Source organism: Pseudoalteromonas sp. S1727, from assembly GCF_005886375.1.
GTDB classification, from domain to species: Bacteria; Pseudomonadota; Gammaproteobacteria; order Enterobacterales; family Alteromonadaceae; genus Pseudoalteromonas; species Pseudoalteromonas haloplanktis.
The window spans coordinates 42377-65119 of sequence record NZ_PNDT01000001.1; the positions used below are offsets into that span (position 1 = coordinate 42377).

A 22743-nucleotide genomic window follows, 5' to 3' on the forward strand; every position below is an offset into this window, starting at 1 on the left:
TTGTAGTATTGACAATAATGAGTCGTGTTTTTATGTGGTTTTAGTCATATATCTCCTTATGGTTCAGGCTTTTAATAGTGCTTTATTTGTTCATCTAAGCTGATTTTCTTTATGGTCAAATTTTTACTGATATCCCCCCAAGTTTGGATAGACTCCGCTTTTTTTAACTGAACGAACTGTGTGTGGATTTTTTCATAAACTATGCTGTTAGCGCCTGTTAGCAACTTTGCTTGAGCAATAGGTGGGGTATATTTAATTAACACGGGATAAGTACTGCTGTGTTGATCATCAAGCGCGTAATTAATTAATTTACGGATATTGAAAAACTCTTTATCTAAAATACCTAAATCAATTAAGGGCTGTGCTTTTGGAGGAATAAAATATTGTTGCTCTGTGAGCGAAATGGTTCTTCGCTTACTGACATCTTTCGCTAGTAAATGAAGAGTCGTGGTGTGCAGGTTTTTTGTGACAATAATCTCGTCACCGGTAATTAATGTAATTTTTATTTTTGTTGGGGCAGCTAGCGCATTTAGCTCACTTCTTTCATTTGCCATTGCCAATAAGTTGCAAGTAATACAAATGAAGAACAATGATATTTGGAAAAATTTCATGCAACGGCCTGTCTATTTAGTTTTATAAGTTTAACAATTAAATTTATTTGTTAACTTATTTTTAACCTTTAGTTGCGTAAATCCAACCCAATATTTGTAGCGTTTTGTACACCCTTTACATTTTTGGGTGATGTGAAATGTATTTGATCTGTAGTGAAGAGCGCCAGAACGCTAATTTATGGATTAGAAATTAAGTGCAAGTATATTTAAGCAGCTATACTTTGCAGTATTCGCTTGTAAAAACGTATCAGAATGAAAAATAATGAACTCCACTTAACCGCCGCATGTTTTTTTGATCATGTAAATCACGAGCAGGTCAGCCTCCCAGCTCGGTTGATTATTGAACTATCAAATCAGCATACTCGCAATGAAGTGCTGAAAATTTTAGCGCGCTGGTTACCGCATTTATTTCACTGGGATAGAGCCAGTGTTGCGCTGAGTTTGCAAAGTGGTTACTTGAGCATAGTTTCAGTGATAGGAAAGCAAGCGATCCCTTCAAAAATTCCTATACCGATAGATTTCACCTTGGCAGGACGCGTCTTTAAAACGAAAACTTTAATCGCATGTCATCAATTAGCTGGTAATACAGAGCAGGATTGTCGCATGCTTTTTGAAGGCGGGTTGGTTACCTGTATGGATGCGCCTATAGTGTTTAATGATCACTGTTTTGGCACGCTTAATGTAGCGCGTAGTCAAGGGCAATTTAATCAACAAGAAGCCATTCAACTGTTTTGTGTAGCCAGCTTATTAGGTATGAGTTTTAGTTTATGTAATTTAACTCCTTAGCTGCTTTTTCGTCTATTGCAGGTTACTCGTCCTGTTGTTCATTTGGCTAAATATTGCAGCACTTCGCCACTGCTAATCAAAAATTAAGATTACTTCTACTTTTTTTGCATCTTTTTTCTAAGCCAATTTATAAAAGCTAATACAGTTACTTAGAGGCACTTTGTTGATGTCATTTTAGCTTGTTTACAGTTTGTCAACCTTGAATTATCAGTTCACTTACTCTAACCTTTATTTTTATTGAACGTTCAATTAATAAAAAGCATGCCTAAAGTTGGAATGGAACCTGTCCGTCGTCAGCAGTTAATTGACGCTACTATTGAGTCGGTTGCTGAACTTGGATTACAAAGCACAACCATTAACAGTATTAGTAAAAAAGCGGGATTGTCGTCAGGCATTATTAGCCATTACTTCGGTGGTAAACAAGGCTTGATTGAGGCAACGGTACGCTATTTATTATCTAACTTGAAGCGTGAGTTGATTGAACGAGTCACCACGACGACAACGCCTGAGCAAAGGTTGATGTTTATCGTTGAGGCAAACTTTGCGCGCTTACAATTGCAAAGCGATACGACAAAGACGTGGTTAAGTTTTTGGGCGCAATCAATGCATGATGCGCAATTACACCGCTTACAAAACGTTAATAGTCGCCGTCTTTTGAGCAATCTAACTTGCTCATTTAGAAAGTTAATGAGTGCGGCAGATGCTAAGCGTGCTGCCGAACTATGCGCTGCCATGATTGATGGACTTTGGCTAAGAGCGGTTTTAAGTAAGTCAGACGTAGATCAATTTGAACATTGCGAGCAATTAGCCAAAGGCTATGTAAATTCACTTATCAAACAGTATGGAGCTTAATGTGACAACGCCTGTTTATCAAAATTTTATCAACGGTCATTTTTTAAAGAATCAAAGCGGCGAGACTTTCGCTGTTAAAAATCCTGCCACCGATGAAGTAATTTACCATGTAGAAGTCGCTGATGCGTTTGTACAAAATGCAGCCATTGAAAGTGCCAAACAAGGTTTTGCAATGTGGTCAGCAATGACGCCTATCGAGCGTAGCCGTATCTTATTAAAAGCCGTTGAATTACTGCGCGCACGCAATGATGAATTAGCAAAAATTGAAGTACTCGACACCGGCAAACCTTGGCAAGAAGCCGAGTGTGTTGATGTACAAACGGGTGCTGATGTTATCGAATATTTTGCAGGCCTTGCCCCTGCGCAAGTTGGCCAACAACAAATGGTTGGTGAAGACTTTTACTACACGCGCAAAGAACCCTTAGGGATTTGCGCAGGAATTGGCGCATGGAACTACCCACTGCAGATAGCGTGTTGGAAGTCAGGCCCTGCGCTTGCTGCAGGTAATGCACTTATTTTTAAACCTTCAGAAGAAACGCCACTTGGTGCAATTAAACTCGCTGAAATATTCACGGAAGCGGGCGTACCAGCCGGTGTATTTAACGTGGTACAAGGCGCGGCTGAAGTGGGCCAATGGTTAACACAAAGCGATGATATCGAGAAGGTATCGTTCACCGGTGAAGTCGGCACAGGTAAAAAAGTGGTGGCTAGCGCCGCAGGTTCGCTTAAAGATGTCACCATGGAGCTTGGTGGAAAATCGCCATTATTAGTATTTGATGATGCTGATATTTCCCAAGCGGTGAGTGCGGCAATGCTGGGTAATTTTTATACTCAAGGTGAAATTTGCACTAACTGCACCCGCATTTATGTACATAAAAATGTATATCAGCAATTTATTGATGAGCTTAAAACGCGCACTGAACAAAATATTATTGCCGGTGACCCAATGAACCCTGAGGTAAACTTAGGTGCGCTTATTTCAAAAAATCATCATGATTTAGTGATGGGTTATATTGATAAGGGCATTAGTGAGGGCGCTACGCTGCTCACGGGTGGTAAAGCACTAAAACCTGATTCTGCGCCAAACGGTTACTTTGTCGCGCCGACGGTTTTTACTGATTGCACCGATGACATGACTATCGTTAAAGAAGAAATTTTTGGCCCAGTGATGAGCGTGCTGGTGTTTGATGATGAAGATGACGCAATTCGCCGTGCTAACGATACCCATTTAGGCTTAGCTGCAGGTGTATTTACCAAAGATATTAAACGAGCACACCGTGTTATTCATCAGTTACAAGCCGGTATTTGTTGGATCAATAGCTACGGTAACTCACCAGCTGAAATGCCAGTAGGCGGTTATAAGCAATCGGGTATTGGCCGTGAAAACGGTATTGAAACACTTGATCACTACACACAAACTAAATCAATTTACGTTGGTATGACAGATATAGAGAGTCCATTTTAATGACTGCACAAACATATGATTACATCATAGTTGGTGCAGGCTCTGCAGGGTGTGTACTGGCGAATCGTTTATCTGAAGATAGCAACAATCGCGTGTTGTTATTAGAAACTGGCGGCAGTGATAAAAGCATTTTTATTAAAATGCCAACAGCGCTGTCTATTCCGATGAACACTGATAAATACGCATGGCAGTTTCATACGCAAGCTGAGCCATTCTTAGATAACCGCAAAATGCATTGCCCACGGGGTAAAGTATTAGGTGGCTCGTCGTCAATTAATGGCATGGTTTATGTGCGTGGTCATGCAAAAGATTTTGACGAATGGCAACAACATGGCGCCCAGGGCTGGGATTACCAATCATGCTTGCCGTATTTTCAAAAAGCCGAAACCTTTTATTTAGGTAAAAATGAGTACCGAGGCGATAACGGCCCTTTAGGTGTTAATAACGGTAATGAAATGGCCAACCCGCTGTATAAAGCCTTTATTAATGCCGGTCAGCAGGCCGGTTATGCCGCTACTGATGATTACAATGCAGGGCAACAAGAGGGTTTTGGCCCGATGCACATGACCGTTAAAGACGGTGTGCGCAGCTCGGCAAGTCGTGAATATTTAGACCCTGTAAAGTCTCGTAGTAATTTAACTATTGTCACTGGCGCTTTAGCTGAAAAAGTATTGCTTGAAGGCAAAAAAGCCACGGGTGTTGAGTACAGTATCAATGGTCAAACTAAGCAAGTATTTGCCGCCAAAGAGGTGGTGTTAAGTGCAGGCCCTATCGGCTCACCGCATTTGCTACAGCTTTCAGGTATTGGTGATAGCGACACACTTGCTGCGGCAGGCGTTGAAGTGAAGCATCATTTACCTGGTGTTGGTCAAAACTTGCAAGATCACTTGGAGTTTTATTTTCAATACAAGTGTAAGCAACCCATTACCTTAAACGGCAAATTAGGGCTCATTTCTAAAGGGCTTATCGGTGCCCGTTGGTTGTTAAATCGCAGTGGTCTTGGCGCTACAAATCACTTTGAATCGTGTGCGTTTATTCGTTCAAAACCGGGTGTTGAATGGCCTGATATTCAATATCACTTTTTACCAGCGGCCATTCGCTATGATGGTAAAAGCGCGTTTGATGGTCATGGTTTTCAAGTGCATGTGGGTCATAATAAACCAAAAAGCCGCGGCGCGGTCACGATTCAATCAGCAGATCCCAAAGTTGCACCAAAAATTCAGTTTAACTACTTACAGCATCAAGATGATATTGAAGGGTTTAGAGCGTGCGTACGCTTAACCCGTGAAATTATTGAGCAAAGCGCGTTTGATGAGTTCCGCGATGATGAAATTCAGCCGGGCAAAGAGATTCAAACCGATGAGCAAATAGATGCGTTCGTGCGCCAAGCAGTAGAGAGCGCTTATCACCCGTCTTGCTCATGTAAAATGGGTGAAGATGAACTGGCTGTAGTGAACTCAAATACGCAAGTACATGGTATTGAAGGGCTACGCGTAGTGGATTCATCTATTTTCCCTACCGTGCCAAACGGTAATTTAAATGCGCCAACCATTATGGTGGCAGAAAAAGCGGCAGACTTAATTTTAGGTAAGCCACCACTTAGTAAATCGCATGCAGCGGTTGCCATGGAATCACAATGGCAAACAAAGCAGCGTAGTTCGGAGATCTAACTCGGCCACCTGGAGTGCATGGCACTTTGGGGCTTGCAGTGGCGCGCATCATAAGTTGTTTGTGGTGCGTTAATGCGAGGCTAAAACACACGGAGAAAAAATGACGTATTATCATTTATTTTGGGGGGCAAATTATGACCTTATGGCTTAGTGCTGGCATTATTTTTACCCTACTAGCAATTATCGCAATATTAGTAAAATGGGGAAATGTACAGTGTGTAGGCGTTACACCTGTTAGAACATTTACCTTTATTGCCATCTTATTTACATCAGGCTTAGACGTTGGCTTGATCATGTTTCCACTGACTGAGTTTGCAGGTTATGCAGACATAAAAGCAAGCCCAGAGTATGCGTTTGCCAATCCATTAGCCATCGAGTTTGGTTATTGGGGCTTTCTGATCTGGGGATTTTATTTCCTTACGTGCTTTTATTTCTGTGTAATAGAACCCAAAGTGAAGTTTTTCGAAATTCCGTGGGTTAAATTAATCAATAATGTGGTAATTATTGGTACTTGTGCATTTACTGCTTTTTTATTGTTGTCTAATTTACCTTGGTATTTACCGAGTTTAGGTGATGGCGAGTCGATTATTCCTACTTTTTATTTAATTGTATTTGCAGCGATTTGTTTTGCTGTTTACTCTAGTACCGATATAAAATACGTGCGCTTTTTAAGTATTTCAACTACTTGGCTATTTATTGCCCTAATTGCTTTTATGTGGCTTGGTGCGTTTATGGGTGAAAACGGGCAAGTGTCTGACTTTACAAATAACCTTGCATCTATCGGTAATTACTTTGGCAACATCAATGAGTTTGTTTTACCGCTTAATGATTACCATGAGTTTTACTTATTTTGGTGGTTTGCTTGGAGCATCATGATTGGCCAGTTTACCTCGCGTTTTGTCGGTGGATTAAAGACCTACCAAGTGCTTGGCGCTATGTTAATTTTCCCATCAATCCCAATTGCGATTTGGTTTAGTGTACTTTATCAGTACTACGAAGCGGGTATACCGACTGAAGGGATTAAGAATATTGCCATGGTATTCGTTGGCGTTGTATTTGTGATCAACTCACTGGATTCACTTATTCGCTTGTACACTGATAACTTGAATATGACTGTTAAGCGCTTGGGTAAATTTAACTATATTGCGCTTAATGTTGTGGCACTGTCATTGTTAACCCTATTATTTAAACTAAACTTTTTACAAATACAGTGGGTTGGGGCATTGGTTATTGGTTTGTTTTTTGCGTGTGCTGCGTTCATAGGTTACAGCAAATTTAAAACAGTGAGTAACATTGATAGTTCGCCAAAAGATAACAAAATTGACTACACCAAAATTGAATCAGTAAGCTAAGGAATTAACATGACAACACATAAAACACTACTTGCAGTTGCACTGCCATTCGCACTTTTCTCAGCTTCTGCTTTAGCTGACTGGTCAACGACCATTACTGGCGTGTCAGATTACACCTTTAATGGTGTCAGCCAAACGCAAAACGATCCGGCAATTCAAGGCAGCCTTGATTATTCATTTGGTGATTCAGGCATGTACGCCGGTACGTGGGCATCAAATGTTGATTTTGGTGATGATACTAATATTGAATGGGATGCTTATTTTGGCCGCTATGCGCAGCTAAATGATGCACTGAGCGTTGATTATGGTTTAGCGTATTACAGCTATCATGGGCAAAGCAATTCAAGCGATGGTAACTATTTTGAAGCCTATACTAAGTTCGGTTATGCCAGTGAGTTAGGTCAAACAGAGCTTAATTTTTGGTACAGCTGGGATTATTTTGGAACAGGGGCTGGGCACGTAATTTCGATGGTTGCACACACTGTTGAACTTGCGCCAAATCATGCACTGCGCGCAAGTTTTGATATTTCAAATTCACTTGATGGTGATAAGTTTGCATGGGATACCGACGGTAAATCGTATAACCACTATCGCCTTGCGTATCAAACTAGTTTTGAAGGCTTTGATATTGAAGTGGCAGCTGAAAACACCAGCTTAGATATCGATACAGCTGATGAGCGTATTGTGCTTTCTGTAGGACGCACTTTCTCACTTTAATTTTCTAAGAGTTTGTTTAAGCACTAAAGCGGCCATGATCACATGCCGCTTTTTTATGCAATTAATACCAATCGACTTAAATATTTAACCATTCTAGCGAGCTAAATAAAGCGCTAATAACATTGAAAATAACAACTTTATATAAAAAGTTATGCTTTGTTATCACTCCAGTTATCTGTCGCTATAAATGCTCCGCAACTTAACATGATTGGTATTACTTTAAGGCTTGATAGGGTGATAATCACCTTGCTCTAAGCCTTTAAAGTAAGCTTGATAACGGCCATCTTGTTTAAACTGCTGTAAGTGTAAATTGAATATTTTAAGCAGCTCACTACTTTGCTCCGCATTATTTGGAAACAGCAAAAAACTGTTATTGAGGAGGATGGGCTGAGGGTGGTGGGTGATAGCTTCAGCAAGTTCAGGAAGCTGATTGTTGAGTATGTGATAACCTATATTTATCTCTTGCGCAAAGGCATCTATTCGGCCTGCTGATAAGCGACGAAAGTTTTGCTCTGTACTGCTTACCTGTGATAAGTCGAATATATCTTCTGCAACAGCTTTATCGAACTCAGGGCCATAGCTGTAATTTAGTCCTCCGCCTATGATAAGGCCTCGAAGATCGTGAAAATTGTGCCATTCAAAATGGTTATCTTTTTTATAAAAAAATACAAACTTTTCCCTGAGCACCGCATCGCTATAATTATAGTTCTTGACCCTGTCTTTACTAAACATCCAAACCGCAGTTGCTGCATACTTACCGTTGTAGGTGTCATGGTAAGCACGACCCCATGGTAAAAAAGTAAAGTTAGCTTGGATCCCTGCCTCGCTAAAAATATCTTTGATAAGATGGGCAACAACGCCTTCAAAAGGCAGGGACTCACTCAAAAATGGCGGCCATTCCCCCGCGCTTATGGTGATGCTTCTCTTATTGAGTTCTGTCTTTATTGGCACTGCGAAAGCGCAGGTCGTGCAGCTGAGTAACAACCATGTAATGCAAAGTGGTAATGCTACTCTAGCATTAAACATTTCGTGCTCCTTGAATTATGGTTTTAGTTGTTAACTAATTGTAGTTTGATATTAACGCAGCAAATATGCAAAAGCGAATTATCACTTTATCGCTTACAGTAACGCTTTATATTTTGATTGAGAATGCCCTATTAATGAATAGGGCAATTTACTATAAATATCGAGCTGTAAAACGGTTTATTGCAGCCATCGCGAGAGTATAAGCCACCATTAGAGTGAGTTTGCTTACGCTGTCGCCGTTATCAAACATATAGTTTGCCAAGCCCATATTTAAGCCAAAAGAAATACACATAAAAAAGCTGAGTAAATTTATATTCTTGCATACATTACCAATAGCAAAGCTAAGTAATACCCCCGCAGAGCAGGCCAACGAGTAGCTTAATATATTGAATATTAAAAATGTTGGATTAACTAAACTAAGCGTCGAAGCTGTTACAAAGCACAGAATCGCCACTAAAATAGCAAGTTTTAACACACTATTACTAAGAGCGACTTTTGCGCTATAGCTACTATTGTAGATAGGGAGGGTAGATAACAACTCCCATGAATTATGTTTTTGCACTTTGCTCCATAAACTCAATGAAACAATTGCGAATAAGGTCAGTGTTAAAACAAAAATGACATGCTCAGTGATGTTATAAAACAAGTTTACCGCTACACCAAGAGTGCATAAAAGTGTAAGCAAAATAAGGTATTGAGAGAGCCCTGAACCCACAAAGTAACTAAGTGGGAATAACCCTTTATTAATTGAGCTGCCGTAATTCGATAAAAGCCCACTAGGAATTGGCGACCAACCAGATTGCAGACCATTGCGATAATTTGTTAATGAGTCAGAGCGCCATTTATACGCAGATGAAAAGTTCTTATTAGCCAACACGATAGCGATATATGCAACGACATTAACTGGGATTAACCAAATCGGAAGTTGCTCTATAAGTACACACACTAATGTTGCGATAAAAAAGCTAAGGTAGCACACAGAAGTAAATAAATGACTGAATGAGCGATTCAAAAACCAAATGATCAGTCCTATAAGATTAGCAAGTGTGAGGGTGACAAGTAGGTTTATATTTCCAGCAATAATGATACTTAAAATAGAAATTAAGTTATTAAATACTATGAATACCTTACCTTGAAACATCACATGCTCGCGGTACCCCGCAACCAGAGTCTGCCATTCAGTTGCTTGCATTTTGATGCTTTGCCACGCTATTGCACTGTACATACAGATAGTTGAAAACATGATCATTAACGTAATAAGTTCTTCAATGCCGGTAGCAATAAGGCACAGAAAAGAGGTGATAGTTGCAGCGATAAAATAGCTGGCAGACCCCACATCTTTTAACCAAAAGTTAACAGCTCCTTGATACCACGGGCGGGTGCTGGCTTGCATCATCCATGTAGCTCCACAAACAACTGTTCTAGAGAGAGTGTATTGATTGCTAAAGCATGAGGTATAGTTTCACCAGTGTAGCCATAAATGATGGCACAGTTTTGCTGTTGGTTAAGTACCTTGTATGCACTAAGATCAACGGTCGATTCTTTAAAGCTGACTTTTCTTACCGTATCTCTTATTACTTCAAGCTCATCGAGTAGCAGCAGCTCGCCATCTTTTAATAATGCGATGTGGCTTGCAACACGCTCAATATCAGAGGTGATATGCGACGAAAATATAATGCCAGAGCCAGCGTCTAATGCTAAATCGAAAAGGTCACTCATAAATTCGCGTCGAGCAATCGGGTCTAAACTAGCAACCGGTTCGTCTAAAATTAGCAATTGCGGCCTATAAGCCATCGCCATAATAAGTGCGAGAGTTTGGCGTTGGCCGATAGATAGGTCATTGATTGCATCACTAGGGTTTAACTCAAAACGCGCGAGCCATTTTGTCTCTAACTGCATATCCCAATTGGGGTAAAAGCTACGATGTAAAGCCAAGGCGTCAGCAATTTTAAAACCTTCATAACCAAAGGTTTGTTGAGCAACATAGCCTATTTTTTCTTTACTGCAGGCGCTTAGTTGATGGCTTAAATCGCCTAATATTTCTACTGCACCTTGGTCTGGCTTTATTAAACCCAGCGCGCTACGTAACAAGGTTGTTTTGCCTGCGCCATTTTTACCTAATAAACCAATCACCATTCCAGGCTCAACGCTTAAGTTTATGTTGTTTAATACATGGCGCTGATTGTAATGTTTAGAAACATTTTTATAGCTAAGAAGTGGTTGTGTCATTGTTATAGTTCCCACCGTTTTTTTATTAATTCAGATAAGGTTGTTTGGGGCACATCAAGTTGTTTTGCCTGCTGAATAAGTTGATCAATTGCTTTGAAAAGTAATGTTTCTTGCTGATCCGTTTGTTGTGTTGTTTTTTCTGCCACTTTGGTTGCCTGCCCGCGACGACGCTCAAGCCAACCTTGATCGACTAATTGGCCTATGGCTCTAGAGACGGTCATAGGGTTAACTGCAAAGTGATCCGCTATTTTTCTCACTGATGGAAGCTCTTCTCCCGCAGCTATTTGCCCGCCCACAATCAAACGCACGATTTGCTCATGTAGTTGCTTATAAATGGGATCGCCACTATTGGGGTTGACATTAATAAATTCTAACATTACTCTTTCTCTACTGTATTAATACATTAATACACCGATACACTAAGGTTTAAGTTATCACATTGAGTGTAAAATGCAAACAAGGGAAAGCGTAATGAAAAGTACAATAAATCGTTGTAAGAGCATGATAAGTATAGCGATGATGCCAGTTTTACTGGCTGCATCAACAGCGTTATACGCACAAAAAAAACCAAATAACTCACCCAACCTGACCCCATGTTATATGGAAGGCCTATCAGATAGATTAATGTGCGGCAGTATTGCGCAGCCTTTATCTGATGATCCTAATGATGGAGTGATTGATATTCACTTTGCCGTTATACCAGCAATAAAACCAAGTAATCCAGACGAAGCCGTACTGGGCTTTGCTGGTGGCCCAGGGCAGGGGGCTATTGATTTAGCCGCTATATTTAACCGTAACTTACGTTTTGCCCGTGAAACACGCGATATTGTATTAGTTGATCAACGTGGCACTGGTTATTCGCATCAGTTGCAATGTGACAGCGATGATTTAAAAACCCAGTTTGTTTTTAATGATGTTATTGCTGATCTTCAAGCTATGGGAGCAGAAGATACCCAAAAGTGTAAAGCAAAGCTCAATATTGACTTAAGCCATTTCACAACCCCAGTTGCAGCTAAAGATTTTGAAGCGGTACGTAAAGCACTTGGCTATAAAGGTTTTCACTTGTTTGGCGTTTCTTATGGGACTCGCATAGCTCAGGAATACATGCGTCAATTTCCAGAGTCGGTGCTAACGAGTACTTTGGATGGTGTGGTTCCTATGCAGCAAAGTTTGGCGGCCATCGGCGGTGCGATTGATGGTTCATTGGCTGCATTATTCAAGCGTTGTGAAGCTGATACTTTGTGCGCAGAGCATTACCCAAATTTAGAAAATAACTTTCATGCATTACTGGCACAACTTGAGCAACAGCCCGTAAAAACACAGGTAAGGCACCCTCGTACTCACGATGTTATAGCTTTTACAATCACAAAGATGAAGTTTTACAGTGCGATACGGTTTGCACTCTATAGCCAAGCTCAACGGGCAATTGTCCCCATGGTTATCGAAAAGGCGCTAAGTGGTGACTTCTCACCTTTGGCAGGCATGATGGCGAATGTCGATTTAACCGAAGCATTAGCAATGGGGATGCATAACGCCATTGTGTGTGGTGAAGATTGGCCAAATTTAACCCCGCAAACCCGCCAAGAATATGGCAAAACTTATATGGGTAAAGCAATGATTGCAGGGTTTGATATCGCATGCCCTATTCTTAATGTGCAAGCTGTTGATAAGGCATTTTATCAGCCGCTAAAAACCAGCACGCCGACGCTACTGTTATCTGGTGGGCGAGATCCCGCAACACCAGCAAGTTGGGCTGAGCTGGCAATGGTTGAGATGACAAATGCCACTCATTTAGTTGCACCGACTGCAACACATGGTGTTGGCTCACAAACCTGCGCACCGAAAATAATCGCAAAATTTATTGCACAACAAAGTATGCAAGACATTGATACAGACTGTCTTGAAGAGCCTAATGACAAACCGTTCTTTATGAATATTAACGGCGTAGCCGTTGCAAATAAGCAATTAACAGATACAGCTAACAAGGAGTAAGTGATGATTAAAGTAACTAATTTAGTTAAAAAAATTGGCGATGTGAATGCGCTCAATAGTTTAAGTTTTACTGCTCAAGACGGCAAGATCACAGGGCTGTTAGGACCTAATGGCGCAGGTAAAACCACCTGTTTACGCACTGTGTTTGGATTATTAAAGGCAGATAGCGGAAATGCAGAAATTGACGGTATTGATGTTGCCAAAGAGCCAATGACTGCAAAGCAAAAGCTGGGTTTATTCCCTGATCCTTGTGGCTTATATGAGCGGTTAACGCCACGGGAATACATTACTTTTTTTGCACAGCTAAGCGGCCTTAATGCCAGTGAAGCTAAGCAAGCGACTACCGAAGTGATAAATAAATTAGCGATGAATGATATTGCAGACCGTCGTTGCCAAGGGTTTTCGCAGGGGCAACGGATGAAAACAGCGCTAGCTCAGGCGGTGGTTCATAACCCATTGAATATAATTTTAGATGAACCAACCCGCGGCCTTGATGTAATGAGTACCCGCATATTAAGAGAGCTGTTATTGCTCCTCAAAGCGCAAGGGCACTGTGTGTTATTTTCATCTCATGTTATGCAAGAAGTTGCCGCATTGTGTGATCACGTGGTGATCATGGCTAATGGCCAAGTGGTGGCTCAAGGTTCTGTGGCAGCGTTATGTGAACAAGCAGGTAAAGAGACGTTAGAAGAAGCATTTGTCGCATTGATCGGGAGTGACGAGGGGATTGCAGCATGATTAATTTATTAAAGGTGTTATATAAAAAAGAAGTGATGGACGCCAGTCGCGATAAACGTTCCATAATGGCGGGGTTGTATTATGCGATAGGTGCACCAATCGGTATGTGCTTGTTAATGAGTGTGTTGCTGCAGCAATTAGCCTCACCGGAAGCACTTAACATTAATATTGAAAATAGTGAGCGTGCGCCAGGACTTATTGCTCACCTAAATAGCCAAGATATTTTTGCCAGCCATGATGAGAATGAGCGTAAAGCAATTACCTTAACGATCAGTGAAGACTACCAACAAAAAATGAGTGAAGGGCGTCCAGCTACAGTAACGCTGATTGCAGATAAATCAGATGATAAGCTTCGTAAGCACATCACCCAAGTTGAAAAAGCAATCGCGTTGTACAGCTCTGAAATAGCCAGTTTGCGTTTAGTCTCTCGTGGTGTGGATCCTAGTTTGATGCGTGCAATCGCTCTTGAAGTACATGACCAAGCGACCCCTGATTCAAAAGGGGGCATGATATTGGGAATTGTTGTATTAACACTTATTTTAGCGTTATTTTATGCTGCGATGAATTTAGCAATTGATACCAGCGCCGGTGAGCGAGAGCGAAATTCATTATCGTTATTGTTAAGTCATCCATTACACAGTTTGCATATTGTGTTGGCTAAAATAGGCGCTATAACTACGTTTTCGATGTTAGGGCTAGTGGTCATTTTAGTGGTCTCTAAGTTTTCATATGCAATGGTGCCGTGGCAGCAAATGGGCTTTAGTATCACTATTACGCCTGAGTTTATGCTGTTTAGTATCGCGATATGCTTGCCTATTGCTTTGATGTCAGCCAGCTTACAAGTGTTTGTATCTTTTATGGCTAAGTCATTCAAAGAAGCGCAGTCTTACGTCACTATGGTGTTATTTATTCCCATGGCGTTAAGCATGATAACGACTTATGATATTGCGACAGATAAAGTGCAATGGTTGCCGATAGCTGCTCAGCAATTTGCACTGATGGAGTTTATAAAAGGGAACCCAATTCCAGTACCGCAGTTACTGTTATCAACAGTGATCACACTGGTATTATTTGCAGCCTTTAGCTTTTTAAGTGCGCGAATGCTGAAAAGTGAAAAAGTAGTGTTTGGTTTATGATTGTGGGTTAATAAACGAGTCAGCAAAGCGAGCTCTCGGTCGCTTTGCTGAAATCTAAAATCCCCTTTAGAAAAGCTGTTTTACCTCATCCAGTTTTATCTGCTCTATTGCAGGATCACTGAGTAACATTTTAAACACCTTAGCAGCCTGTGATTTATCAATATTAGCGCTACTAAAGGAAATGGTTTTAAACTCTCGTTTAATTGTTAAACCATCAATTGCTTGCAGTGACCCTTGATGCTTAATTAATACAGGCAGTTCTGTTTTTGTATCATCGTATTTTGCGAAAGCAAGTTGTGATAGGTTAAATAAATCATTAGCAAGTTTACCTGCATTGATAAATGGCACTACAGCATCAGGAATAAAAAATAGCTGTCCATGGCGGTCATAATGTTGACTGCCAGTGCAGTTCAGTGGTTTTACGGTGTTATTACTGAACTCGATTATATCGCCATTGATCAAGGTAAATTGTGCCATTCGTTGTCCCGTCGCAGCAGCGAGATTTATAACGTCTCGCTGTACTCAGTCATGATTTGCTCAACCCAGTTAGCAATCCGTTCATCACTGTGCTCGTATTGGCTGTCTTCGTCGAGCGCTAAACCAACAAAGTGTTTGCCGTCTTCGGTGAGTGCTTTGGAGGCTTCAAACTCATAGCTGTTGTCGTTTGGCCACAGGCCTAATAAAGTAAATTGTTGGCTACTTATTTCATCATGCAACATGCCTAGCGCATCTTGAAACCATTGGCCGTAACCTTGTTGGTCGCCCATGCCAAATAAAGCGATGGTCTTGCCGTTGAGATCAACACCTTTAATGTCATCCCAAATTGATTCCCAATCTTCTTGTAACTCACCAAAATCCCAAGTTGAGATGCCAAAGATGATAAAGTCGTAATTCTCTGCATTTTTTAATGGCTCGTCTTTGATGTTATGTAGGCTGACAATGTCTTGACCGATAATATCGCGGATTTTTTCTGCTGCTATTTCTGTATAGCATGTAGTAGAACCATAAAATAAACCAATTTGCATCGTATTTATCACTGTGTGTTTGCCTGATATGATAGGCTGAAGTTTACCGTAAGGTATTATTAATTGATACCTTGATAACTATGAGAATAACTGTGACAACGTTACCTGATCATGAGCCATTGGGCTCAGCCAATACAGATCACGACGAATTGCTTGGTAATAGCGATTACCTAGAATCTTTTTTAGATAACCTCTATTTAGAACAACATGTAAGTGATAATACACTCGCAGCGTATCGTAGTGACCTAGATAAGTTTTGCCACTTTTTAGAAGGCCAAGATTTACTCACAGTGACAGGGCAAGATATTGAAAGTTACTTAGCGCATCGTGTTGATTCAGGCTTAAAGCCACGCAGTACTGCGCGTAGCATTAGTGCACTGAAACGTTTTTATCAGTATTTTGTACGCGAAAAAAAGATTACCGATTCGCCAATGGTGAATATTGCTCAGCCTAAAGCTGGCCAGTCACTCCCTAAAACCTTATCTGAAAACGAGGTAGAAGCGCTTTTAGCTGCCCCGAATGTTGAAGAGCCTATGGGCTTGCGTGATAAAGCCATGCTGGAACTATTATACGCGACAGGATTACGGGTGAGCGAATTGGTAGGGCTGCGAATGGAGCAAATTAATTTGCGCCAATCAGTGGTGTTTGTCAAAGGCAAAGGCAACAAAGAGCGTTTAGTGCCACTTGGCGAAGAAGCGATGTACTGGCTGGAGCAGTTTTTAAAGGTGGGTCGTGCACAAATGATCAAACATGCCACCGACTTTGTATTTCCGTCAAAGCGCGGAGTGGGTATGACCCGACAAACTTTTTGGCATCGTATTAAACACTATGCTATTTTGGCAGCAGTTGAATCGCCATTGTCGCCTCATACTTTGCGTCATGCGTTTGCAACGCATTTATTAAATCATGGTGCAGATCTTCGGGTTGTACAAATGATGTTAGGGCATAGTGATTTATCAACCACACAAATTTATACACATGTTGCTAATGAAAGGTTAAAGTCGGTACATCAGCAACATCATCCGCGTGCATAGTGAAAGTTTTCTGTGGTTAGGCGGTCTGAGTAGTTAAGAATTATCAGGATATAAGAGAACAATTATGAAAAAGTTAGTATTAGCCGGTGCGATGTTAGGCACCAGTTTAAGTGCGTTTGCTAATGGCGTTGTAGCCATTCCTGATGCCAATGATCCAATCGTTACTAAATTTGCTGAGCTAGGTGTTACCGTTAAGCAAATTAACCCAAGCCCAGTGGCGGGGTTAAAGGAGTTGATCACCGACAAAGGTGTGCTTTATGCAAGCCCTGATGGTCAGTTTTTAATGCAAGGCACATTAATTGATTTAAACAATCGTAATAACCTCACAGAGCAAGCACTAAATGGTGTACGCAAAGAAGGTTTAGCGCAATATGAAGATTCAATGATTGTTTATAAAGCTAAAAATGAGAAGCACAGTATCACTGTATTTACCGACATTAGCTGCGGTTATTGCCGTAAATTACACCGTGAACTGGATGATTTACTTGAAGCCGGTATCACAGTTAAGTATCTAGCATTTCCTCGTGGTGGCTTACAAGGTTCAGGTTATGCCGATTTAATGAATGTATGGTGTGCGAAAGATCAGCAAGAAGCAATGACCGCAGCTAAATCGGGTGCTGATACTAAAGTAATGGCGGGTTGTCATGCACCAGTGGCAGAACATTATCAGCTTGGTCAAAGTTTTGGTATTAACGGCACACCAGCGATCATTTTAGAAGATGGTACGATGATCCCAGGCTACCAGCCTGCTGCGGCATTAGCTGCGGCACTAGAAGCGAATAAATCATCATAACTATTTGATTTTTATAAAAAGGCCGTTAAGGCCTTTTTTTGTCTTTATTCTTTAATTAAAAGTACCGCGTTTGCATGAAGAAATTAATTGTTGCCCGTGACCATCATGATGATTCACACCTGCCAAATCATTTACACCCTGTTATTAAACAAATTTATGCTAGCCGCCAAGTAAACCACGCTAATGAGCTAGATAATAGCGCAGCGACGTTACACAACTTCAAATTATTTAAAGACATAGATAAAGCCACAGAGCTACTCCAACACGCATTACATGCGCAAAGTAAAATTTTGATTGTTGGCGACTTTGATGCCGATGGCGCAACAAGTACTGCAACCTTAATGCAAGGCTTAGCCATGTTTGGTTTTATCAACTTAGATTACTTAGTGCCAGATAGATTTAGCCTAGGTTATGGTTTAAGCCCCGCATTGGCGGAGCAAATAGTGAGCATGGCGCCTGATCTCGTGATCACTGTAGATAATGGTATTTCCTGTATCGCGGGGATCGCGATTGTTAAAGATGCAGGTATTAAAGTGCTGGTTACTGATCACCACTTGCAGGGGGAACAACTGCCCAATGCCGATGCAATTGTTAATCCCAACCGCCATGACTGCGACTTTCCATCGAAATCCATTGCCGGAGTAGGGGTTGCATTTTATCTACTAATAGCGCTGAGAAGTGCACTGCGTGATGCTGGGTATTTTGAGCAACAATCACCACCAAATCTCGCTGACTTACTTGATATTGTGGCGCTTGGCACGGTTGCTGATGTTGTGGCACTGGATGCCAACAACCGAACTTTAGTACACCAAGGCTTAGCACGTATTCGCAGTGGCAAAACTCGCCCTGGCATTACGGCGTTAATCGAAGTGGCTAATCGTAACGCCGCACGGTTAAGTGCGAGTGACTTTGGTTTTTCGTTAGCGCCTCGCTTGAATGCCGCAGGGCGATTAGATGATATGAGTTTAGGTATAGCCTGCTTACTTGCTACAGATATAAACCAGGCTCGTCGTATAGCGGGTGAGCTAGATAGCCTAAATCATGAACGCCGTGAGATAGAGCAGGGCATGCAACTAGAAGCACAAGCAGTATTAGATAAGCTGGCTTTTAGTGATGAGCAAACCCCTGATGCTATTTGTTTATATCAAGGTGACTGGCACCAAGGTGTCATAGGCATTTTAGCGGGGCGCTTAAAAGAAAAATACCACCGCCCCACGGTTATTTTTGCAGGTGGCGACAACGGTGAAATAAAAGGCTCTTGCCGCTCGATTGAAGGATTGCACATGCGGGACCTACTCGAGCGTTTAAATACCTTGCATCCTCACTTGATCAGTAAATTTGGTGGTCATGCTATGGCAGCGGGGCTGACTATTAATGAGCAACATTTTAGTGAGTTTAAGCGTGAGTTTGAAATGGCAGTCAGTGCGCAGCTAAGCGAAGAGCATAAACGCTGTATTATTTTAACCGATGGCGAACTTACCGATGACTGCTTTAGTATGGAGTTTGCCAATTTACTTAAGCAAGCAGGGCCATGGGGGCAACAGTTTCCAGAACCTGTATTTGAGCACACTTTTGAGCTTGTGCAGCAACGTATCGTTGGCGAAAAACATCTTAAGTTAGTACTCAAGCACCGCAGCGGTCGCTTAGTGGATGCCATAGCATTTGGTGTTGATGTCCGAGCGTGGCCTGATACAGAGGCACGTTTTGTTAAACTGGCTTACCAATTGGATATTAATGAGTTTAGAGGCAAGTTTTCTTTGCAGTTGATCGCCAGAGAGCTGCAAAAAGTGCCATAAAAAATATTTATTATCGATGCATAAAATACTAATAAAACGCGCGGTTTTTTGTTAAAATCGGGCGTTTTTACTATTTAAAGAATTTTATGGGCGATTTGACGCTCGTAATCAGCCATTTTGGAGTAAGGTACATGTTTGAAGTGAATCCTGTGATTAATCAAATCAAGGAAATTCGCGAACGTACTGAATTGCTTCGGGGGTACCTTTGACTACGCTCTTAAACAAGAACGTTTAGAAGAAGTTAACGCCGAACTTGAAGATTCAGCCGTGTGGAATGAGCCAGAGCGTGCACAAGCGCTGGGCCGTGAAAAGTCAGCATTAGAGGCGGTTGTAGAAACTATCGACAATCTAGTCAGTGGCACTGACGATGTCGAAGGGTTAGTTGAACTCGCGGTAGAAGCTGAAGACGTTGATACTTTTGAAGAAGCACAAAGTGAACTTAAAGATCTCAATGAACAACTTGAAGGCTTAGAGTTTCGCCGTATGTTCTCAGGGGCACATGACGCAAATGATGCTTACCTTGATTTACAGTCAGGCTCTGGCGGTACTGAGGCACAAGACTGGTGTAACATGCTATTACGCATGTATTTACGCTGGGGTGAAGCCAAAGGCTTTAAAGTTGAGCTAGTCGAAGCGACAGACGGTGATGTAGCAGGTATTAAAGGGGCGACTGTGCGCTTCGTTGGCGAATACGCCTATGGCTGGTTACGCACAGAAACAGGCGTACATCGCTTAGTACGTAAAAGTCCGTTTGACTCAAGTGGTCGTCGTCATACATCATTTGCTTCTGCATTTGTTTACCCTGAGATTGACGATAATATCGAAATTGATATTAACCCAGCTGATTTACGCATTGACGTTTACCGTGCATCAGGTGCTGGTGGTCAGCACGTTAACACCACCGAATCAGCAGTACGTATCACTCACGTACCAACCAATACCGTAGTGCAATGCCAAAACGAACGTTCGCAGCATAAAAATAAAGCACAAGCGATGAAACAGTTAAAAGCAAAGTTATTTGAACTTGAGTTACAACAGCAAAATGCTGAAAAACAAACGCAAGAAGATGCTAAGTCTGATATCGGTTGGGGGAGTCAAATTCGTTCATACGTTCTTGATGATTCACGTATTAAAGATTTGCGAACCGGTGTTGAAAACCGCAATACGCAATCGGTACTTGACGGTAACTTAGATAAATTTATTGAAGCCAGCTTAAAATCTGGCCTATAACCACCAAGCTAAAAAAGAGCTAAAAAATGACTGATCAAATCCAAGACGAAAATAAGTTAATCGCTGAGCGTCGTGGCAAATTAGACGCAATTCGCGCCAATTGCCCAGCCAACGGTCATCCAAATCAATTCCGTCGTGAGCATTACACGGCAGACTTACAGGCCGAGTTTGGTGATAAGAGTAAAGAAGAATTAGTTGAGCTGCAGCATGTAGTATCGATTGCTGGTCGTATTCTTGCAAAGCGTGGCCCTTTCCTTGCGATTCAAGACATGAAAGGCCGTGTACAAGCCTATGCATCGAAAGATGTGCAAAAAGATCTGAAAGAAAAGTATGGTCAATTAGATATCGGTGACATCATCGGTGTTAAAGGTGCGCTTAATAAATCAGGTAAAGGCGATTTATACGTAGAAATGACAGAGTATCAACTGCTTACTAAGTCATTGCGTCCATTACCTGAAAAATTTCATGGTTTATCTGACCAAGAAACAAAATACCGTCAACGTTATGTTGATTTAATCACTAACGAAGCAACCCGCGAAACATTCCGCATTCGTTCACAAGTGGTTGAAGGTATTCGTCGTTTCTTAGCTGATCGTGATTTCATGGAAGTAGAAACACCGATGTTACAGGTTATTCCTGGTGGTGCTTCTGCGCGTCCATTCGTCACTCATCACAACGCGCTTGATATCGATATGTACTTACGTATCGCGCCAGAGCTTTACTTAAAGCGTTTAGTAGTCGGTGGTTTTGACCGTGTATTTGAAATTAACCGTAACTTCCGTAACGAAGGGTTATCAACGCGTCACAACCCAGAATTCACTATGATTGAGTTCTACCAAGCATACGCTGATTATATTGACTTAATGAATATCACCGAAGACATGCTACGTACCGTTGCAACAAACGTACTAGGCAGCCCAATCGTTGTTAACACAACTAAAGACGAAAACGGTGAGGTTGTTGACTCTGTAGAATACGATTTTGGCCAACCGTTCACGCGTTTAAGCATGGCAGATGCCATCTTAAAATATAACCCAGAGTTTGATGCGGCTGTATTTAACGACCCTGAGAATCATTTTGAAGAGTTAAAAGCGTACGCTAAACAAGTACACGTTAAAATTCCTGAAAACTGTGTATGGGGTCCGGGCAAGTTCTTATGCGAAATCTTTGAAGAAACCGCTGAGCACATGCTTATCCAACCGACTTTCATTACTGGTTACCCATGGGAAGTGTCGCCACTTGCTCGTCGTAACGACGAAAATCCATTTGTTACTGACCGCTTTGAGTTTTTTGTGGGCGGCCGTGAACTTGCAAATGGTTTCTCTGAGCTTAATGATGCACAAGATCAAGCTGAGCGCTTTACTCGTCAAGTTGAAGAGAAAGACGCAGGTGATGATGAAGCTATGCACTACGACGAAGATTATATTCGCGCCCTAGAGTATGGCTTACCACCTACAGCGGGTGAAGGTATCGGTATCGATCGTTTAGTAATGCTGTTTACTGATTCATCAACGATTAAAGATGTTATCTTGTTCCCACACATGCGTCCGCAAGCTGACTAAATCTATTTTTAAAATAGTTTTGAAACGCCGCTTTTTAGCGGCGTTTTTGTATTGGTAGTAAAAATTGACCATTCAATGGCAAATAACTAAGTAGGAACTTTTATTTAAGGCATTGAATTAATAAGCGATAAAAATTAATTTAAAAAAAAGTAAAAAATCAACAAGCATTATTTCTAGGTTTAGCTAAACTAGGTGCTTGAAAAGCAGAATAAAGCATTGTTTTTTTATAGCTGGGCAGTCTAAAGGACTTATATAAACGGATTTTACATGAAAGATAAAAAACCTGAGTTACCCAATAACGCATTTAGTACAGAGTTACAAAGAGAAGCCTATTATCGAGCATGCATTGCTGAGTTTCAGCAACTAGGTTATCAAGATCAATATCTCGAGCAATTAACCGATGAATTGGTACCTGTATTAGGTGTATCTGCCGAAGTAAAAAACCCATAACATGATTAATTATCAAGCAGAGTTGACTCTTTTTTAGCGCTTATGGATGTTCTCTAACCATACAGTCATTTTAAACAAGAAAAGTGTTTGACATATTTTTTGAAATCTTTATTATACGCCCCACAAGACGGAGAGGTGGCCGAGTGGCCGAAGGCGCTCCCCTGCTAAGGGAGTATAGGGTTTGTAGCTCTATCGAGGGTTCGAATCCCTCCTTCTCCGCCATTTATTTTTATAAATGGTTGCTTGTATTGTAAAGAATGGGCGCATAGCTCAGCTGGA

Annotated in this window: 22 protein-coding genes and 1 tRNA gene; 16 read left to right on the forward strand and 7 right to left on the reverse strand. The window is 41.3% G+C overall.

Annotated features, from left to right (window positions below):
• Positions 1-71: 71 nt before the first annotated feature.
• The gene (locus CWB85_RS00170) at positions 72-611 is read right to left on the reverse strand and encodes a hypothetical protein (RefSeq protein ID WP_138553746.1); all 540 of its coding nucleotides are present in this window, start codon (positions 609-611) and stop codon (positions 72-74) included.
• 252 nt (positions 612-863) lie between these two features.
• On the opposite strand from CWB85_RS00170, the gene CWB85_RS00175 reads away from it, so the two are divergent.
• From CWB85_RS00175 to CWB85_RS00200, 6 genes are all read left to right on the forward strand, one after another.
• Entirely contained in the window at positions 864-1397 is a 534-nt protein-coding gene (locus CWB85_RS00175) for a GAF domain-containing protein (RefSeq protein ID WP_138553747.1), read from the forward strand.
• 261 nt (positions 1398-1658) lie between these two features.
• The gene (gene betI / locus CWB85_RS00180; RefSeq protein WP_016708789.1) at positions 1659-2249 is read left to right on the forward strand and encodes a transcriptional regulator BetI; all 591 of its coding nucleotides are present in this window, start codon (positions 1659-1661) and stop codon (positions 2247-2249) included.
• A 1-nt stretch (position 2250) separates the two neighbouring features.
• Complete coding sequence (gene betB, locus CWB85_RS00185) at positions 2251-3714, forward strand: betaine-aldehyde dehydrogenase (RefSeq protein ID WP_138553748.1); 1464 nt, start codon at positions 2251-2253, stop codon at positions 3712-3714.
• Complete coding sequence (betA, locus tag CWB85_RS00190) at positions 3714-5384, forward strand: choline dehydrogenase (RefSeq protein ID WP_138553749.1); 1671 nt, start codon at positions 3714-3716, stop codon at positions 5382-5384. Before betB ends, betA begins: the two co-directional genes overlap by 1 nt.
• 134 nt (positions 5385-5518) lie before the next feature.
• Positions 5519-6736 (forward strand): BCCT family transporter, encoded by a 1218-nt coding sequence (locus CWB85_RS00195; protein WP_138553750.1) that lies wholly within the window; start codon positions 5519-5521, stop codon positions 6734-6736.
• Between the two features lie 9 nt (positions 6737-6745).
• Complete coding sequence (locus CWB85_RS00200; RefSeq protein WP_016708793.1) at positions 6746-7453, forward strand: TorF family putative porin; 708 nt, start codon at positions 6746-6748, stop codon at positions 7451-7453.
• 219 nt (positions 7454-7672) lie between these two features.
• Here CWB85_RS00200 and CWB85_RS00205 read toward each other — a convergent pair whose 3' ends face one another.
• The 4 genes from CWB85_RS00205 to CWB85_RS00220 form a co-directional block, all read right to left on the reverse strand.
• Entirely contained in the window at positions 7673-8479 is an 807-nt protein-coding gene (locus CWB85_RS00205) for a substrate-binding periplasmic protein (RefSeq protein WP_016708794.1), read from the reverse strand.
• A gap of 151 nt (positions 8480-8630) precedes the next feature.
• On the reverse strand, positions 8631-9875 hold the full coding sequence (locus CWB85_RS00210; protein ID WP_138553751.1) for a hypothetical protein: 1245 nt from the start codon (positions 9873-9875) through the stop codon (positions 8631-8633).
• Positions 9872-10708 (reverse strand): ABC transporter ATP-binding protein, encoded by an 837-nt coding sequence (locus CWB85_RS00215; RefSeq protein WP_138553752.1) that lies wholly within the window; start codon positions 10706-10708, stop codon positions 9872-9874. The genes CWB85_RS00210 and CWB85_RS00215 overlap by 4 nt, the downstream gene beginning before the upstream one ends.
• Before the next feature lie 2 nt (positions 10709-10710).
• Positions 10711-11085, reverse strand: a complete 375-nt coding sequence (locus CWB85_RS00220) for a GntR family transcriptional regulator (RefSeq protein ID WP_016708797.1) — start codon at positions 11083-11085, stop codon at positions 10711-10713.
• A gap of 94 nt (positions 11086-11179) precedes the next feature.
• Here CWB85_RS00220 and CWB85_RS00225 point away from each other — a divergent pair, with 94 nt between their 5' ends.
• Genes CWB85_RS00225 through CWB85_RS00235 form a run of 3 tightly spaced genes read left to right on the forward strand, consistent with a single transcriptional unit; the run spans position 11180 to position 14574 of the window.
• Positions 11180-12700, forward strand: coding sequence for an alpha/beta fold hydrolase (locus CWB85_RS00225; RefSeq protein WP_138553753.1), 1521 nt, complete (start codon positions 11180-11182; stop codon positions 12698-12700).
• 3 nt (positions 12701-12703) lie between these two features.
• Entirely contained in the window at positions 12704-13438 is a 735-nt protein-coding gene (locus tag CWB85_RS00230; protein WP_016708800.1) for an ABC transporter ATP-binding protein, read from the forward strand.
• Complete coding sequence (locus tag CWB85_RS00235) at positions 13435-14574, forward strand: ABC transporter permease (protein ID WP_016708801.1); 1140 nt, start codon at positions 13435-13437, stop codon at positions 14572-14574. The genes CWB85_RS00230 and CWB85_RS00235 overlap by 4 nt, the downstream gene beginning before the upstream one ends.
• Positions 14575-14640: 66 nt before the next feature.
• On the opposite strand, the gene CWB85_RS00240 is transcribed toward CWB85_RS00235, so the two are convergent.
• Both CWB85_RS00240 and fldB read right to left on the reverse strand, forming a co-directional pair.
• Positions 14641-15051 (reverse strand): hypothetical protein, encoded by a 411-nt coding sequence (locus tag CWB85_RS00240; RefSeq protein WP_016708802.1) that lies wholly within the window; start codon positions 15049-15051, stop codon positions 14641-14643.
• 26 nt (positions 15052-15077) lie between these two features.
• The gene (gene fldB, locus CWB85_RS00245) at positions 15078-15599 is read right to left on the reverse strand and encodes a flavodoxin FldB (RefSeq protein ID WP_016708804.1); all 522 of its coding nucleotides are present in this window, start codon (positions 15597-15599) and stop codon (positions 15078-15080) included.
• A 149-nt stretch (positions 15600-15748) separates the two neighbouring features.
• Here fldB and xerD point away from each other — a divergent pair, with 149 nt between their 5' ends.
• The 7 genes from xerD (at position 15749) to CWB85_RS00280 (ending at position 22686) form a co-directional block, all read left to right on the forward strand.
• Positions 15749-16633 (forward strand): site-specific tyrosine recombinase XerD, encoded by an 885-nt coding sequence (xerD, locus tag CWB85_RS00250; RefSeq protein ID WP_171038964.1) that lies wholly within the window; start codon positions 15749-15751, stop codon positions 16631-16633.
• A 64-nt stretch (positions 16634-16697) separates the two neighbouring features.
• On the forward strand, positions 16698-17426 hold the full coding sequence (dsbC, locus tag CWB85_RS00255) for a bifunctional protein-disulfide isomerase/oxidoreductase DsbC (RefSeq protein WP_016708806.1): 729 nt from the start codon (positions 16698-16700) through the stop codon (positions 17424-17426).
• A 74-nt stretch (positions 17427-17500) separates the two neighbouring features.
• A complete protein-coding gene (gene recJ / locus CWB85_RS00260) occupies positions 17501-19222 on the forward strand; it encodes a single-stranded-DNA-specific exonuclease RecJ (RefSeq protein ID WP_138553754.1) in 1722 nt (573 codons plus the stop codon).
• Positions 19223-19353: 131 nt separating this feature from the next.
• Positions 19354-20452, forward strand: a protein-coding gene (gene prfB, locus CWB85_RS00265; RefSeq protein WP_138553755.1) for a peptide chain release factor 2 whose coding sequence is annotated in 2 segments (ribosomal slippage) — positions 19354-19428 and positions 19430-20452 — 1098 coding nt in all. Because the reading frame shifts where the segments join, the coding sequence is not laid out codon by codon here.
• Between the two features lie 26 nt (positions 20453-20478).
• Positions 20479-22014, forward strand: a complete 1536-nt coding sequence (lysS, locus tag CWB85_RS00270) for a lysine--tRNA ligase (RefSeq protein WP_016708809.1) — start codon at positions 20479-20481, stop codon at positions 22012-22014.
• Positions 22015-22281: 267 nt separating this feature from the next.
• A complete protein-coding gene (locus CWB85_RS00275) occupies positions 22282-22464 on the forward strand; it encodes a hypothetical protein (protein WP_016708810.1) in 183 nt (60 codons plus the stop codon).
• Positions 22465-22593: 129 nt separating this feature from the next.
• Positions 22594-22686 (forward strand) — tRNA-Ser (locus CWB85_RS00280).
• Positions 22687-22743: the final 57 nt, after the last annotated feature.